This is a genomic window from Saccharospirillum salsuginis (genome assembly GCF_014651855.1).
In the GTDB taxonomy this organism is placed as follows: Bacteria; Pseudomonadota; Gammaproteobacteria; order Pseudomonadales; family Natronospirillaceae; genus Saccharospirillum; species Saccharospirillum salsuginis.
On sequence record NZ_BMXR01000012.1, the window covers coordinates 64,448 to 78,929 of the forward strand.

A 14,482-nucleotide genomic window follows, 5' to 3' on the forward strand; every position below is an offset into this window, starting at 1 on the left:
ACTTTCATGATATTGACGCAACGACGATACCGGTAGATGCTATAAACACCACTCAGAGTCCCACCAATAGAACGATGACCCGCATGCAAGACCTTAACGATCTGTACTATTTCGTCAAAGTGGTCGACCACGGAGGGTTCGCTCCGGCCGGCCGGGCACTGGGCATCCCCAAGTCCAAGCTCAGCCGCCGCATCGCGCTGCTCGAGCGCACACTGGACACCCGGTTGATTCATCGGTCCACCCGTCGCTTCACTGTCACCGAGATCGGACAGGAGTACTACCGGCATTGCCTGGCTATGCTGGTGGAGGCCGAAGCCGCCCAGGAGGTGATCGACCGGTCCCGGGCCCGGCCCAGGGGTGTGGTTCGACTCAGTTGCCCGCCGGGCATGCTGTACTTCCTGATCGCACCGTTACTGGTGCGATTCATGGAACGCTACCCGGAGGTTCAACTGAACGTTGAGGCCACCAGTCGACGGGTGGATGTCATCCGGGAAGGATTCGACATCGCGTTGCGGGTTCGGTTTCCGCCGCTGGAAGACAGCCACCTCACCATGAAGGTGTTATCACAAAGTCCACAGTGCCTGATGGCCTCTCCGAGTCTCTTGGCCGGACACCCAACGCTCACCGGCCCATCCGATCTGAGCCGGCTGCCCAGTCTCGATTTCGAAGACCCCGACGGACGACATTACTGGTGCCTCGATGGCCCCGAGGATGCCGAGGTTCGGATACCGCACGAACCCAGGCTGGTCACAGACGATGTGTTCACCCTGCGCGAGGCCGCGCTGTCCGGCCTGGGCATCGCACGATTGCCCATGATCGTCGCCGGTGACGACTTGCGTGCGGGCCGGTTGGTGAGCGTGATGCCCGACTGGCGCCCCCGGGGCGGACTGTTCCATGCCGTCTTTCCATCCCGTCGTGGGCTGCTGCCTTCGGTGCGGACCCTGCTCGATTTTCTGGCCGAGTCACTCGACGAGGTGGATTTCCCGGATTAAACCGGTTTCGCCCGTCCCTTCCAGATCGACCAGGAATACAGCGCCAGCGAACACCAGATCAATACAAAGGTAATCAACTGACTGGGCTTAAGCGGTTCGTTGAACACCAGCAACGCGATCAGGAACTGAATGGTCGGGTTGATGTACATCAGAAAACCGACCGTCGCCAGACGCAACCGGCGCGCCGCCCCGGCGAAGAACAACAACGGAATGGCGGTGAGAATACCGCTGGCGATCAACAACAGTGTGCTCTCGCGATTCTCGGTGAAATGCGACAGATCCAACTGACTGAGTACACCGAACGCCAGCAAACCGAATGGCATCAATAACAGGGTCTCCACGAACAGACCGGACAACCCGTCCAACGGGACCTGCTTGCGGATCAGCCCATAGGTGCCGAAGCTGAACGCCAGAATCAGGGACAGATACGGAACCGTCCCCAGCGTCGCCAATTGCAGCAGTATCGCCACCGTCGCGATGGCCACGGCCACACCCTGTGCCCGGCTGATCTGCTCTTTCAGAATGATCATGCCCAGGGCGACATTGATCAACGGCGTCAGAAAATACCCCAGGCTCGCCTGAAAGACGTTGTTGGATTCCACCGAATAAATATACGTCACCCAATTAATAGCGATGAGTACAGCACACACCAACACCCGCCCCAACCGTTTGGGTTCGGCCAAGGCGATGGAGACCACCGACCAGCGACGCATGAACGTGATCACAAGGGCCAGGAACACACAGGACCAGACCACGCGGTGAATCAGAATTTCCCAGGACGGGATGCCTTCGAACAAGGCGAAAAACAACGGAAAACAGCCCCAGATGCCATAGCTGGCGAGACCAAAAAAGACGCCTTTGACGGGCTCGGGTGCGTTCTGATTCATAAGTTCCTCAAACAGCTAAAGAACAGCGGGAGCCGGAAGGCTATCAGCCTTTTCTTGTGGAAGACCAGCGCTTTTTCCTGAAGGCTCAATAAAGCGGTTATCGTGCTTTTTGTAGCGATACAATCGGACGTTAACGAGCCCATCTGAAATACCTCATGTCGACACGATAAGCGTTTCTGGATACCATGCTCAGCCACTGGCCACCCGAACCGACCATTCAACTCGACAGACTTTTCCGGAGATCACCATGGCAGCCGCCGATTCACCGTCCACCAAACCCACCCGTCGTCGGGGCTCGGGCGTTTCGACGGTTTATGAAACCTTGCGCAATGAAATCATCGATCTGACGCTGGCACCGGGTACTCCGCTGGAAGAAAATCAGCTCTCCGAACGTTTCCAGATGTCCCGTACGCCCATTCGCGAAGCCATACTCAAGTTGTCCGCGGACGGGCTGGTGACCACACTGACCAACCGGTCCACCATCGTGTCGCAAATCGACTTAATGGACTTGTCGTCGTATTTCGATGCGCTGACACTGATGTATCGCGTCAACACTCGGTTAGCGGCCGAGTTTGCCACCGAGAGCGACTGGGAAAGGCTGGAACAATTGCAGGCGGAGTATGCCGACGCGGTTGAACGTGGCGATGCCCTGGCCATGATAACCGCCAACCGGGAATTTCACCTTGCCATCGCCGATGCCGGTGGTAACCGGTACTACCGCGATCTGTTTAAACGATTGCTCGACGAAGGTCGCCGACTCCTACGCCTGTATTACATCTCGTTCAACGACCAAATCCCGCGTGAATACTCGGACCAGCACGAAGACCAGATACAGGCGATTCGAAACCGGGACATCGCCCTCGCCGATCAGTTGGCCAGGGAACACGCCGATCAGATCGTCGCGCAAATCCAGCGCTACATTGCGCAGGACCGGCGCCACAACATTCCCTTATAAAGCGTTTCCCGACCGTAGGTTACGACCAACGCGAAAATCGTCGCGGTGAATAGGGGGACCGATCGATCGGCATGACGGCGTCAGTTACCATCGCTTTAACCAACTGCGCCGTCCCCGACGACTGGGTTAACCCCAGATGCCCGTGACCAAAACAGTAGATTACGCGGTCACTGCACCGGGCCGGTCCGATCACGGGTAAACTGTCCGGCATCGAAGGGCGAAACCCCATCCAGCGTTGCCCCTGTTCCGTGCGAAGTCCAGGCAAATAGCGGGACGCTTTTTCCAATAGAATATCGGCGCGCCGATAATTGGGCGGACGCTTCAAGCCACCGAATTCCACTGCCCCACCCACGCGAACGCCACCATCGATACGTGACACGACAAAGCCATCGTTTGGAAAACTGATGTGGGTTTTCACATCGAAGGCACCGGCGGGCAGGGTCGTGTTGTAGCCACGTTCGGTATCGAGCGGCAAGCGGTCACCCAATTGCCAGGCAAGCCGGCCGGACCAGGCACCTCCAGCGATCACCACACGATCCGATACTCGGGTCTGCGCAGCACTGCGAACGCATACACGCCCGGCTTGTACGTCGACGTCGGTCACATTAAACGACTCAATATGCCCGCCTGCTTTTTGAAAAGCCGTTGCCAAATGGGTGGCCCAGGTGACGGGGTTGCACACATTCATCCAGTCCGGTGTGTATCCGGCGTGTGTAAACCGAGCGTCCAACCCCGGCTGAATCGACGCGATGTCGTCGGCATGGTCCAGCAGCCGGACATCAATACCGTGTCGTTGTTTCAATGCCCAACCCGGTCGACTGGCTTCGAACTGTGCCGCACCGGCGTAAACCTGCAATTGCCCATCACGTTGGAACAGGGGTTCGGCATCCGTTTCTCGGATCAGGTTCTCAAGCGCGGTCTGAGACAATTGCATCAAAGCGCTTTGTGCCCGCGTGGCCGCCTCAAAACGGTCCCGCCAACTGGAACGCCAGAACCGCAACAGCCAGGGCGTCAATTTCGGCGCATAGCCTATCGGCAAGGACAACGGACCCAGCGGATCGATCAGCCACTTGGGTGCTTTACGCAGGATACCCGGCGTCGCCAGTGGCTCGACATCGGTAAAGGCGAAGGCACCGGCATTGCCCCGACTCGCCTCGGCGGCTATGCCGGAGCGGTCGAGCAGCAGTACGCGCCGCCCGTCGGATTGCAGAGCCAGTGCGCAGGTGATGCCGATGATTCCGGCGCCGACAACAATGATATCCGCATCGTTTTTCCGCATCGCGGTTTCCCCTCAGTCGTTTGGAGCCGGAGTAATACCGCCGACGTAAGGATCCGCTGCATCAAACACCAGCTCACCCACAGCCGTCACATAGGCCGTGCCGGTAACGGTCGGGATCACACCGCCGTTGGGGCCGGGTTCATACACCAGGGTATAACGTGAATCGATAATACTTTCCTGCACCCAGGGTTCTCCAGGAGCCAGTTCGTCGTCGGCCGCCATACAGGCGACTTTGGCCGAAGTTCCCGTGCCACAGGGCGAGCGATCATAGGCGCCGCCGGGACAGAGCACAAAATTGCGGCCCCGGGCGTCCGGGTGGTGAGGCGCACCGATGAATTCCACATGATCAATCACGCCGCCTTCCTCACCGGTAATACCCTGCGTTCGCAGGGCCGCCATGATGAGCCGCGCGTATCGGGTCAGAGATTCAATCTGATCGAAGTGCAGCGGTACCGGGCAGGTTTTGGTCAGGAAAAACCAGTTGCCGCCCCAGGCAATGTCACCCACGACCGGCCCCAATTCCGGCACCTCGACCGAGACGTCTTTTCGGTAGCGAAAACTTTCAACATTACGCACCGACGCCCGGTGCGCATCATGCAATTCAACCTCCACCACGCCGACCGGCGTCTCGAACCGATGACATCCCGGTTGAATACGGCCCAGGTGAGCCAGGGTAACGGCTGTCCCAAGTGTGGCATGCCCGCACATGCCGAGGTTGCCAACCGGGTTGTAGTAGATCACACCCGTGCAGCAGTCGTCTTGCTGTGAAGGCACAAGCAAGGCGCCAACCATGGCATCGTGTCCTCGCGGCTCCATCAGGGTCGACCGATAAAACCCGGGGTGCTCCGCCAGCAACTGGCGGGCCAGTTGCGACACGGGTCCGGGCTTGAGGTCCGGCCCGCCCGAAAGGATGACGCGCGTCGGCTCACCCTCGGTGTGGGAATCGATGAATTGCATGACGTGCCCTCCTCACCGTTGCTGGCACCAGCTCTGATACCACTGATTAAACACCGTGAACTGTTCTTCCAGGTGATGCTTCTGACTCGGGCTCAACGCATCGGTCGGATTGAAGTGATGTTCATATTCGGCATACCCCTGCAACACCATCAGGTGCTTGTAATACAGCACCAGGTCCGGTCCTTCATCGAACGACGACAGGACCGCCAGCGCATCGTCCAGCTCCCGTGCGGCGCGTCGTGCTTCAGCATCGCCAGAGGCGCCACGCCGACACAGATCGACCAGATGCAACACCGCTTTCGGCAACGCATTACCAATTCCGGTTATGGCGCCCCGGGCACCGCAGTTTAAAAAGCCGTGATAAACCGTGGTGTCCACACCCACCATCAATGACACCTGATCATCCTGGCTGGTGATGTGCTCGGCGGCATAACTCAAATCTGCTTTGCCTCCGAATTCCTTGAAACCGATCAGGTTCGGAAAACGGTCACGCAGCTCAAAAAACAGATCGGCACGCGTGGCAAAACCATAGTACGGGCTGTTGTAAATCACCGCCGGCACGTTCGGTGCCGCATCCAGAATGTCGGAAAAATGATGGCGTTGGGCCGCCACCGATGTACCCCGCGAGAGCACGCGTGGAATCACCATCAACCCCTGTGCGCCCACCCGGGCGGCATGAGCGGCATGCGAGACCGCACTTTGCGTATTAATGGCCCCGGTTCCGACGATGACCGGAACACCGGCTTCCACCAAGCGTGCCACGCCTTCCTGACGCTGCTCGTCCGTCAACAGGGGCCAATCCCCCATCGAGCCGCAATACACCACACCGGACATGCCCGTCTCAATCAGATCCCGGCCAATCCGAACCAGGGCATCGAAGTCCGGTTCGCCGTCACGATTGCAGGGTGTCATCAGGGCAGGAATGCAGCCGTCGTAAATTCGTGTGTCCATCAATGTCTCCTCGATCGGTTTATCGTACTTTCGATAAAAAAGCACGCGTGTGTTCGGATTGGGGGGTGTTGAATAATTGTTCCGGCGGGCCGATTTCTTCCATGATGCCTTGGTGAAAGTACGCCACCCGATCGGATACGTCGCGCGCGAATCCCATTTCGTGGGTCACGCAAATCATGGTCATGCCCTCGCGGGCCAGCATTCTCATCGTGTCCAGAACCTCACCGACCAACTCCGGGTCCAGTGCCGATGTTGCTTCATCAAACAACATTAAAGACGGTTCCATGGCCAATGCCCGGGCAATGGCCAAACGTTGTTGTTGCCCACCGGACAGGGCGTGCGGGTAGCTGTCGAGTTTGTCGCCCAGCCCGACGTGGTTCAGTTGTTCGGAGGCCCGTTCGCTCGCTTCAGACTTTGACTGCCCTTTGACGATCCGGGGCGCCAGGGCCACGTTTTCCAGAGCCGTTAAGTGTGGAAAACTGTTCCATTGCTGAAACACCATGCCGAGCTTCTGCCGCAATCGGTTCAGGTCGGTTTTAGGGTGGTGAACCTCAGTGTCGTCCACCCGGATAGAGCCGTCCTGAATGCTTTCCAGTCCGTTTATGCAATACAGCAGGGTCGATTTACCCGACCCCGACGAGCCGATCACGGACAGGACTTCGCCCTTGTCGACCGTCAGATTGATCCCCTTGAGGACATGCAAAGGGCCAAATCGTTTGTGCAAATTGGTAATGTCGATCATTGTGCCCACCGTTTTTCATAAAGGGATGCCGCCCGCGCCATCGGAAACGACAAGGCAAAATAAAACGCACCGGCGATGGCCAGGATGATGAGGGGCTCCTGCGTCCGGGTGATCAGAGTCTGTGACGCGCGCAGTAATTCGACATAGCCCAGTACCGATACCAGGGCGCTGTCTTTGACCACACTGAGCGCCACCCCGACCCAGGCCGGAAAGACCGCTCGCAAACCCACCGGCCAGACGATGTGGCGCATGTCCTGCCAATAGGAGAGGCCCAGGCTTCGGGCGGCACGGCGCAAGTCGGGGCTGACCGATTCCAGTCCGGAACGGGTCACGTTGGACACCAGAGCCACGGTGTATACCGTCAAGACCAGAGTGCCCGCTGCGAAAGGTCCCAGAGAGAAACCGATGATGGGAAACAGGTTGTAGAACAGCACCAGCTGTATCAGCAACGGGATCGACCGGAACACATCGAGAACCGCATTCAACAGAAATCGCCCTGTTCGACCCAGCACGGTTAATAGCCAGCCGAATATCAAGCCAACCAGAGAGCCGATGCCAATGGATACGCCGGAAATCAACAAGGTGCGACCCGCGGCTTCCGCCAGAAATCCCAGGTCTTTTAGTTGCAGTCCACTAAAATAATCCATCACACCCCTCCTTCGCTGCGAAACAGTCGCCAGCCCAGCATCCGGGAGGCCATCAGAATGAGTTTGACCAGGGCGTAATAGATCAAAGCGACGACCGCGAAATATTCGAAAATGCGATAGGTCCGGGAAGCGAAATACTGAGCCGAACCGGTCAGTTCCTGATAGCCGACCAGCATGCCCAGCGAACTCATCAGTACGGCCCAGACAATCTGATTGGTCAACGGGTGCCAGACCTTGCGCAGCACTTGCGGAATGATGATGTGGTAATAGGTTTGTCCCGCGCTCATTCCCACGCTGCGAGCCGCACGGTATTGGGTATCCGGGATGGACTGAAAACCACCGCGGAAGTTTTCGGCCAAATAGCCGGCGCAATTGAAGCTCAGCCCGGCCAGCACAATCATGAACGGCGACAGGTGCCACCCCCAGGCGCCCAGCCCGAAACCGAAAAAGAACAGCTGAAACAACACCGGTGTGTTGCGTGCGATTTCAATCCAGGCCACAGCAAACCACTGCAGAGGTGTCCACCGCCCACGGGCATTCATGCGCAGGATGGCCAGCAGCAATCCGATCACAATGCCCAGCACGATGGACAGCGCCGCCACCTGGAGCGTATCCAGCGAAGCCAGCAGCAGGTCCGGCAATCGTCCGATGACCGGCTGCCAATGAAAGTTATAGTCCATGACGACCATCCGAATCAGACAGAGAGTGATGAACCGGGCAGGCGTTCAGAGTCCACCCGGCTCCCCAATCGGGTCAGTGTTCAGTAGTAGACACCGCCCACGGTCAGATCCGGAGCGTCGCTGCCGACGAACTGCGCCCACAGTTCCTCATAACGACCGGTACGTACTTGCTGCTGGATAAACAGGTTGAGGTAATTCAGCCAGGAGACGTCCTTGCGCGGTCCGGCCATGGAAACGTAGTCCGCGGTAAAGGGCAGTACCGGTCCCAATTCGATGTTATCGAACCGTTGGGCAATCGGGCCGGCGACGATATTTCCGGTCATCCCGGCATCCACTTTGCCCTGCTCCACCGCCAGGAAGACTTCGTTTTCCGACTGATACCCCTGGTACCGATAGTCGTCACCCCAGTCGTCGGCGTATTCCTCGTACCATTGTTCCTGCACTGTGCCGACACCGGCGGCGACTTTTTTGCCCCGCATGTCCTCAAACGTTTCGATGCCACTGTCTGTGTTCACAATGGCCTGGGACACGAACACCGCGTAAGGAATCGAGAAGCCAACGGTCTGGGCCCGTTCCAGCGAGTCCGAGGTCGAACCAATCACCACATCGGCACGACCGGTCACGATCAAGGGCAAACGCTCGGACCAGGTAGCCGGGATCAGATCCACTTCGACGCCCAGTGAATTCGCCAGATCCTTGCAGTATTCGACATCGAAACCGGCTGGTTCGTTGTTGTCATTCCAATATCCGATCGGCGGGAAATCCAGTACGACGGCGCAGCGCAGCGTACCCCGGTCGACGACTTCATCCAGGGTGTCAGCCAGGGCAAACCCGCTGGCCAGCAGAGCTCCCAGGGCGCTGCAGTGAAAGAGAGTCAGCAGTTTTTTCAGCATTGTGGTTGTCCTTTCTTGTTGTGTTTGTAGGTCAGGATTCCACCGGAAACAGGATCCGGCTGACGAGCTCTGTCGAACTCATGTCGACATAATATATACATGTTGACGACAAGATCAACAAAGTCGACTATGTGTCGACATGAAAAGCCAGATCGGTTTTCATACTCGAACGTTCATTCGACAGGAGAATCAGAATGGAACTGACAGGACACTCATTGATCGGTCAGTCGTCCGTTCCCGGTGCGGGAACCCGCTTCACGGCAATCGATGCGGCCACTGGTGAGCCCATGAGTCCGAGCTTCGGCAGCCTGAGCCCCGATCAGGTCGACCAGGCTTGCCACTTGGCCGCGAAGGCGTTTGACGCCTATCGGGAAACACCGCCCAATGAACGCGCCCGGTTTCTGGACACCATCGCTGATGAAATCGAGGCCCTGGGCGACGGGCTGATCAGACGCGCCATGGCCGAATCCGGATTGCCCCGCCCCCGTCTGGAAGGGGAACGGGGGAGAACCTGTAACCAACTGAGGTTATTCGCTACCGTCGTTCAAAGGGGAGAATGGATGGATGTGCGTGTGGACACCGCACAGCCGGAGCGGACACCCATGCCACGGTCGGACCTGCGCCAGCGTCACATCGGCATCGGCCCGGTCGCCGTCTTTGGTGCCAGCAATTTCCCGCTGGCGTTCAGCGTCGCCGGCGGCGATACCGCCTCGGCGCTGGCGGCGGGCTGCCCGGTCGTGGTGAAAGCCCATCCCGCTCACCCCGGCACCTCGGAGCTGGTGGGCCGCGCCATCCAACGGGCCATTGCCCGATGCGACCTGGCGGAAGGGGTGTTTTCACTGATCTTTGATGCCGGTCACGATGCGGGCGCCACCCTGGTCGCGCACCCGGACATCCAGGCGGTGGGGTTCACCGGTTCCCGGACCGGCGGGCTGGCCCTGACCCGGATCGCTCAATCCCGGCCGCAACCGATTCCGGTCTACGCCGAAATGAGCAGCATCAATCCGGTGTTTCTGTTCCCCGAAGCCTTGCAGCATCGAGCCGACGATCTGGCGGAAGGGTTTGTGGCCTCGATGACACTGGGCGCGGGGCAGTTCTGTACCAACCCGGGGTTGGTGCTCGCGGTCCGTGGCGACGACCTGAACCGGTTTGTGGAAACGGCCGCCCGCCGTGTGCGCGAAACAAAGGCGCAGACCATGCTGACTCCGGGCATCGCCGAGGCGTATCGCACCGGTTGCCTGAAGCGGGCCGATGCCGCCAACCAGGTCGCACAAGGCGAGCCCGGTCCCTCGAACCTGGCCGGCCGCAGCACCTTGTTCAAGGCCCGCGCCGCCGAGTTCCGGAAGAACCCGACCCTGCGGGAGGAAGTGTTCGGTGCTGCGTCAGTGATCGTCGAATGCGACGACCTGGACGAGATGCAAGCCCTGGCCGAGCAACTGGAGGGGCAGTTAACCGCCACACTCCAGTTGGACGATGGCGACTGGACAGCGGTCCAACGTTTGGTGCCCACCCTGGAACGGCGGGCCGGGCGACTGTTGGTGAACGGCTGGCCAACCGGCGTAGAAGTGTGCGACGCCATGGTGCATGGCGGCCCCTTCCCGGCGACAACGGACACCCGCAGCACTTCGGTGGGGTCGGCGGCCATTCAGCGTTTCCTGCGTCCGGTGTGCTACCAGGACTTTCCGGAAACACTGTTGCCCGCCAGCTTGCGCGATGACAATCCGTTCGGCGTGAGCCGACTTGTGAACGGTGAACGCGAGTATCGCTGACTCCACTTGAGGACTAAGGGTGTTACAGCCTATTGTGCAGGGTCACATCGGCGCTGCCTTCTTCGTTGAAGACTGATGCCACCGTTCAATGAAGCGGTGGCAGTGCCAGTAAAAACATCAGACCGATGACCGCCGATATACACAATGCCTGCCGACCCAACCCGGCCGACGCACGGCCTCGCAAAAACGGCAAAAACGCCGGTACTTCCTTCCGATACCGCTGGTACCGCTCACCCAGTTCCGACACCAGATCAGCCTCTTCGAAATAGGTCGCGATCAACACATAGAGTGTGACCGATACGGCGAACACTAACTGGCCGACCGTCATCCGGGGCGTCAGCCAGGGCAACACCATCCAGCCCAGGCTGATCGGGTGACGGATCAGGGCATACAGATAACGGGCGGCGAACACTGGTTCGGCCGGCCGCGCCTCGCGTACCCAGCGCCAGACCTGACTTAACCCGAAGAAGCCAAAGTGCCCGAAATGGAACGTGGCCGAGAACATCATGCCAATGGTCAGCAGAAAAGCACCGATGATCGCACCGGCCGCCCAGACGTTGTCGACGTGCCAGACTGTGATCGGAATCGGCTGCCAGGCCACAACCAGAATCGCGGTCACGACGGCCGTCATGTACAGGTAGGTTGCCCGTTCCAGGTGCGCGGGGACGAACCGTGTCCACCAGCGCTTGAAAAACGGCCGGGCGGTCACCGAATGATGCAGACCGAAGCCCGTTACCAGCAGCAAGTTGACGACGACCGCCGAGGTCAGCGAGCCGTCATAATGGCCCGTATTGATCCCCTTGGGGACACCGAAGTCGGCCAGAAAACCGACGATGTAGACGATGTTGGCCATGGCCAGCGCATAGGCGATGCCGGCATAGGTCCATGCCAGTACTTTCTTCATGATGGGATTTCCTCCAATGAAAACGTCGGGCAAGCGCAATGCCCGTTTAAAACAGAGTCGCCAACCGGTCCGCGACGCGCCCGGCTCCGCCAAAGTCCGGTGGCGGCGCGGCGTTCGCGGTGGCGTGGCGTTCGAGCAATGCCTCGACATGGCTCGCCAGCCGGTCCGCGTCGCGCAGTTCGGCGAACGGCACCCGCCGGCCACATCCGTACCGTTGCAAGCGGTGGTGGACGTGAATCTGTTGTTCGAAATGATGCTCCAGTGGCACATAGATAAAGGGTTTGCCCAGACAGGTCAGTTCCATCGTGGTCGACAAGCCGCCCTGAACGATGCCGAGGTCGCAAGCCTGCACATGGTTCAGGAAGTCCGGCACGAAGCGCCGATAGGTCACACCCTCCACCGTCGGCAATTCGGCCGGATCGATGCGCGGCCCGGTCACGATGTCGAACACCAGCGCCGGCACCCGCATGCGCAACGCCGGGACAATGCTCAGCAACTGGCGGATCAGCACCCGACCGATGCCGGAACCGCCCACCGCGACCAGGCAGACGATCTGCCCGGACCGGAACCCCAGCGCGCGTCGCACCACATCCCGGTCGTTCGGCGCCAAGGCCTCGACGGGATTGATGTATCCCGGAAAGTCATGGTGCTGCGCGGTCCAGTCCTGTATGGACGGCAGGCCGTCACCGAACGGCAGGTCCACCACGTCTTCGCGGTCGCCGATAAACAGGGCGGCGTCGCGTACGTCGGGCCGGCTTTCGATGAAGTCGATCATTTCGGCGTTCCAGTCCCGCGCCAGTCGCGATTCGGTGCTGGTGGCCGAGGTCATCGGCAACACGCCGACAAAGTCGGTCATCCACGCCAGCTTGGCGCGCTTCAACTCCGGATGTTCGTGCCAGAAGCGGTCGATGTCCCAGGCCTCGTCGGCGATGACCAGGTCGTAGTCGTCGTTCTCCACCACGTCCTGGAACAGGCAGAAATTGGCGACCAGAATCGCATCCATGCGCCGCAACGCCTGAAAGGCATTGAGATCGTGCTCGCCGGATTCGGATTCGATGTGTTCGGATTCACTGAGCAGCTTGCGCGACATCGGGTGAACCCGCTCGCCCGAGGCGGCGAGATAGGACGTCACCGGCGCCTGCGCCAGCCAGTCGATCTCAAGCTCCGGGCGCCGATCGCGCAGCGCCTCTGCGATGGCCTGGTCGCGCCGGACATGGCCCAACCCGATCGGCGACGACAGGTACAACGCCTTCGGCTTACGGCCCGGGCCATGGCGGGTGATGGCCGGTGCGGTCGGGCGTTCATCCGGACGGGGACCGACCACCTCGTCAACAAACGCCCGCAGCAGACGATTCACCTTGGCCGGAATGCGGGCGTTGGGCATATGGCCGGACCCCGGCAGGGACACGAACCGGGCCCCGGTGATCCGCGCGATCAGTTCGCCTTTCTCATGGGGCACGATGCGGTCGTCGGTTCCCTGCACCACCAGCACCGGGCACTGAATCCGTTCATAGGCGTCTTCGCGCTGGCCGTCGCTGCCGGCCCGTGCCGCGATGGTGTGCGTCAGGGTGTAGGGGTCGGTCTCGTGCGCCCAATCGACGGCGTCCTCGATCTGTTTTTCCGAAAACGTCTCGGACAGCGCCTGCCGCACGAAGAAGTCCGCGAAGCCGGTGTAATCCTGCTGCCAGTAGTGAAAGGCGTATTTTTCCCAGCCGTGGTAATGCTCGCGTTTGGCGCGGATGTTGTCCGGATGGAACTGCGGAAAACTCGGCCCGAAGGGCGCGGTCGGCGCCAGCAGCATCGCGCCCTGCGTCCGGTCCGGGTGGTAGGCGGCCAACAGCGCGGCCAGATGCCCGCCGTAGGAAAACCCGCCGACGAAGGCGCGATCGACCCCTTCCGCATCCATGATGGCGATGGCGTCGGCCACCAGTTCGAACGGATGGTAAGCTCTTGTCTCATTGGGGCGGTCCGACAGGCCGTTGCCGCGACAGTCGATGCTGATTACCCGGTAAAACTGCGACAGATACGGCACCTGGCCTTTCCACACGCCCGAATGAACGATCTGCCAGGCGCTGAACAGCACCAGGGTGGTGTCGCCGTCGCCGGCGATGCGATAACCGAGGGTGCAGCCGTCGCGTTCGATGGAACGCGGTTCGCCGACCAGGTCCACATACCGGTTAACCATCGCCCGCCCTCCGTTCCATCTCGGCGATCAAGCCGCCGATTTTGCAAATGGCGTTGTAGCCATCTTCCGAGGCCTTGACCGCATCCAGCAGCAACAGGGTTTCCAGGCCGAGAAAACTCTGCCCGACCAGTATCCCCAACTCGCCCGCCGTGAACGGGCCGATGGGTCCGTACCGGTCGATCGCCTGCTGCGCCACCGAGGTCAGCAAGTCCTTCCAGCCATCCAGTTGTTGCTGAATGCGATGGCGAATCTCCACATCCGACAGGGCCGCGTACATCATTTCATGCAGAACCCGGACGTAGCCCGATTCCAGATCGTCGTGCAGATAACGGCAGGCCATGACCCACTTTTCGGACAAGGGCCGGTCGGATTCGTACATCGCCGTCTGGCGATCCAGCAGGCGATCGTTTTCCACCTCGAGCAAGGCCAGCAACAAGCCCTGCATCGAACCGAAGTGGTAATGGATCTGGCTCAGTGGCACACCGGCCGTCTCCGCAACCTTACGCGTCGACAGGCCGCCATAGCCCACCTCCCGCAGCAGGGTTCCGGCCGCGGACAGCAGATCGTCACGAGTCTTTCGTTGTTTTGCGTTCCGGGTCACGCGTTATTCTCCCAGGGAATGGATCGTTTGATTCATTGGG

General features: G+C 59.9%; 14 protein-coding genes. 3 read left to right on the forward strand and 11 right to left on the reverse strand.

The genetic code is table 11. The features are described from left to right. The first annotated feature begins 83 nt into the window (after positions 1-83). Positions 84-992: a LysR substrate-binding domain-containing protein gene (locus tag IE111_RS20005; protein WP_189612128.1), complete on the forward strand. Its 909-nt coding sequence runs from the start codon at positions 84-86 to the stop codon at positions 990-992. On the opposite strand, the gene rarD is transcribed toward IE111_RS20005, so the two are convergent. Further along, positions 989-1,879 (reverse strand): EamA family transporter RarD, encoded by an 891-nt coding sequence (gene rarD / locus IE111_RS20010; RefSeq protein WP_189612130.1) that lies wholly within the window; start codon positions 1,877-1,879, stop codon positions 989-991. The two genes, IE111_RS20005 and rarD, sit on opposite strands and share 4 nt — an antisense overlap. A 247-nt stretch (positions 1,880-2,126) precedes the next feature. Here rarD and IE111_RS20015 point away from each other — a divergent pair, with 247 nt between their 5' ends. Further along, entirely contained in the window at positions 2,127-2,834 is a 708-nt protein-coding gene (locus tag IE111_RS20015) for a GntR family transcriptional regulator (protein WP_189612132.1), read from the forward strand. A gap of 19 nt (positions 2,835-2,853) precedes the next feature. Here IE111_RS20015 and IE111_RS20020 read toward each other — a convergent pair whose 3' ends face one another. The 7 genes from IE111_RS20020 to IE111_RS20050 form a co-directional block, all read right to left on the reverse strand. Further along, the gene (locus tag IE111_RS20020; protein ID WP_189612133.1) at positions 2,854-4,113 is read right to left on the reverse strand and encodes an NAD(P)/FAD-dependent oxidoreductase; all 1,260 of its coding nucleotides are present in this window, start codon (positions 4,111-4,113) and stop codon (positions 2,854-2,856) included. Between the two features lie 12 nt (positions 4,114-4,125). Further along, positions 4,126-5,070 carry a proline racemase family protein gene (locus IE111_RS20025; protein WP_189612134.1) on the reverse strand — a complete coding sequence of 315 codons (945 nt, stop codon included), beginning with the start codon at positions 5,068-5,070 and terminating at the stop codon, positions 4,126-4,128. 12 nt (positions 5,071-5,082) lie between these two features. Continuing rightward, positions 5,083-6,021 carry a dihydrodipicolinate synthase family protein gene (locus tag IE111_RS20030; protein WP_189612135.1) on the reverse strand — a complete coding sequence of 313 codons (939 nt, stop codon included), beginning with the start codon at positions 6,019-6,021 and terminating at the stop codon, positions 5,083-5,085. A gap of 19 nt (positions 6,022-6,040) precedes the next feature. Continuing rightward, positions 6,041-6,763 (reverse strand): amino acid ABC transporter ATP-binding protein, encoded by a 723-nt coding sequence (locus IE111_RS20035; protein ID WP_189612136.1) that lies wholly within the window; start codon positions 6,761-6,763, stop codon positions 6,041-6,043. Beyond that, entirely contained in the window at positions 6,760-7,410 is a 651-nt protein-coding gene (locus IE111_RS20040) for an amino acid ABC transporter permease (protein WP_189612137.1), read from the reverse strand. Before IE111_RS20040 ends, IE111_RS20035 begins: the two co-directional genes overlap by 4 nt. Further along, entirely contained in the window at positions 7,410-8,090 is a 681-nt protein-coding gene (locus tag IE111_RS20045; RefSeq protein ID WP_189612138.1) for an amino acid ABC transporter permease, read from the reverse strand. The genes IE111_RS20040 and IE111_RS20045 overlap by 1 nt, the downstream gene beginning before the upstream one ends. A gap of 80 nt (positions 8,091-8,170) precedes the next feature. Further along, positions 8,171-8,983 (reverse strand): transporter substrate-binding domain-containing protein, encoded by an 813-nt coding sequence (locus tag IE111_RS20050; RefSeq protein WP_189612139.1) that lies wholly within the window; start codon positions 8,981-8,983, stop codon positions 8,171-8,173. 194 nt (positions 8,984-9,177) lie between these two features. Between IE111_RS20050 and IE111_RS20055 the strand changes: the two genes are divergently transcribed. After that, positions 9,178-10,752 carry an aldehyde dehydrogenase (NADP(+)) gene (locus IE111_RS20055; RefSeq protein ID WP_189612141.1) on the forward strand — a complete coding sequence of 525 codons (1,575 nt, stop codon included), beginning with the start codon at positions 9,178-9,180 and terminating at the stop codon, positions 10,750-10,752. Between the two features lie 85 nt (positions 10,753-10,837). Here IE111_RS20055 and IE111_RS20060 read toward each other — a convergent pair whose 3' ends face one another. Genes IE111_RS20060 through IE111_RS20070 form a run of 3 tightly spaced genes read right to left on the reverse strand, consistent with a single transcriptional unit; the run spans position 10,838 to position 14,442 of the window. Then, a complete protein-coding gene (locus tag IE111_RS20060; protein WP_189612144.1) occupies positions 10,838-11,656 on the reverse strand; it encodes a methyltransferase family protein in 819 nt (272 codons plus the stop codon). A 46-nt stretch (positions 11,657-11,702) separates the two neighbouring features. Further along, on the reverse strand, positions 11,703-13,841 hold the full coding sequence (locus IE111_RS20065) for an alpha/beta hydrolase (protein WP_189612145.1): 2,139 nt from the start codon (positions 13,839-13,841) through the stop codon (positions 11,703-11,705). Continuing rightward, positions 13,834-14,442 carry a TetR/AcrR family transcriptional regulator gene (locus IE111_RS20070; protein ID WP_189612147.1) on the reverse strand — a complete coding sequence of 203 codons (609 nt, stop codon included), beginning with the start codon at positions 14,440-14,442 and terminating at the stop codon, positions 13,834-13,836. Before IE111_RS20070 ends, IE111_RS20065 begins: the two co-directional genes overlap by 8 nt. Between the last annotated feature and the right edge of the window lie 40 nt (positions 14,443-14,482).

Bases quoted from the DNA above. Each gene is read 5' to 3' on its own strand.
- IE111_RS20030 (WP_189612135.1), bottom strand. From the start codon at position 6,021: ATGGACACACGAATTTACGACGGCTGCATTCCTGCCCTGATGACACCC.
- rarD (WP_189612130.1), bottom strand. From the start codon at position 1,879: ATGAATCAGAACGCACCCGAGCCCGTCAAAGGCGTCTTTTTTGGTCTC.
- IE111_RS20020 (WP_189612133.1), bottom strand. From the start codon at position 4,113: ATGCGGAAAAACGATGCGGATATCATTGTTGTCGGCGCCGGAATCATC.
- IE111_RS20065 (WP_189612145.1), bottom strand. From the start codon at position 13,841: ATGGTTAACCGGTATGTGGACCTGGTCGGCGAACCGCGTTCCATCGAA.
- IE111_RS20060 (WP_189612144.1), bottom strand. From the start codon at position 11,656: ATGAAGAAAGTACTGGCATGGACCTATGCCGGCATCGCCTATGCGCTG.
- IE111_RS20040 (WP_189612137.1), bottom strand. From the start codon at position 7,410: ATGGATTATTTTAGTGGACTGCAACTAAAAGACCTGGGATTTCTGGCG.
- IE111_RS20045 (WP_189612138.1), bottom strand. From the start codon at position 8,090: ATGGACTATAACTTTCATTGGCAGCCGGTCATCGGACGATTGCCGGAC.
- IE111_RS20050 (WP_189612139.1), bottom strand. From the start codon at position 8,983: ATGCTGAAAAAACTGCTGACTCTCTTTCACTGCAGCGCCCTGGGAGCT.
- IE111_RS20055 (WP_189612141.1), top strand. From the start codon at position 9,178: ATGGAACTGACAGGACACTCATTGATCGGTCAGTCGTCCGTTCCCGGT.
- IE111_RS20005 (WP_189612128.1), top strand. From the start codon at position 84: ATGCAAGACCTTAACGATCTGTACTATTTCGTCAAAGTGGTCGACCAC.
- IE111_RS20025 (WP_189612134.1), bottom strand. From the start codon at position 5,070: ATGCAATTCATCGATTCCCACACCGAGGGTGAGCCGACGCGCGTCATC.
- IE111_RS20035 (WP_189612136.1), bottom strand. From the start codon at position 6,763: ATGATCGACATTACCAATTTGCACAAACGATTTGGCCCTTTGCATGTC.
- IE111_RS20015 (WP_189612132.1), top strand. From the start codon at position 2,127: ATGGCAGCCGCCGATTCACCGTCCACCAAACCCACCCGTCGTCGGGGC.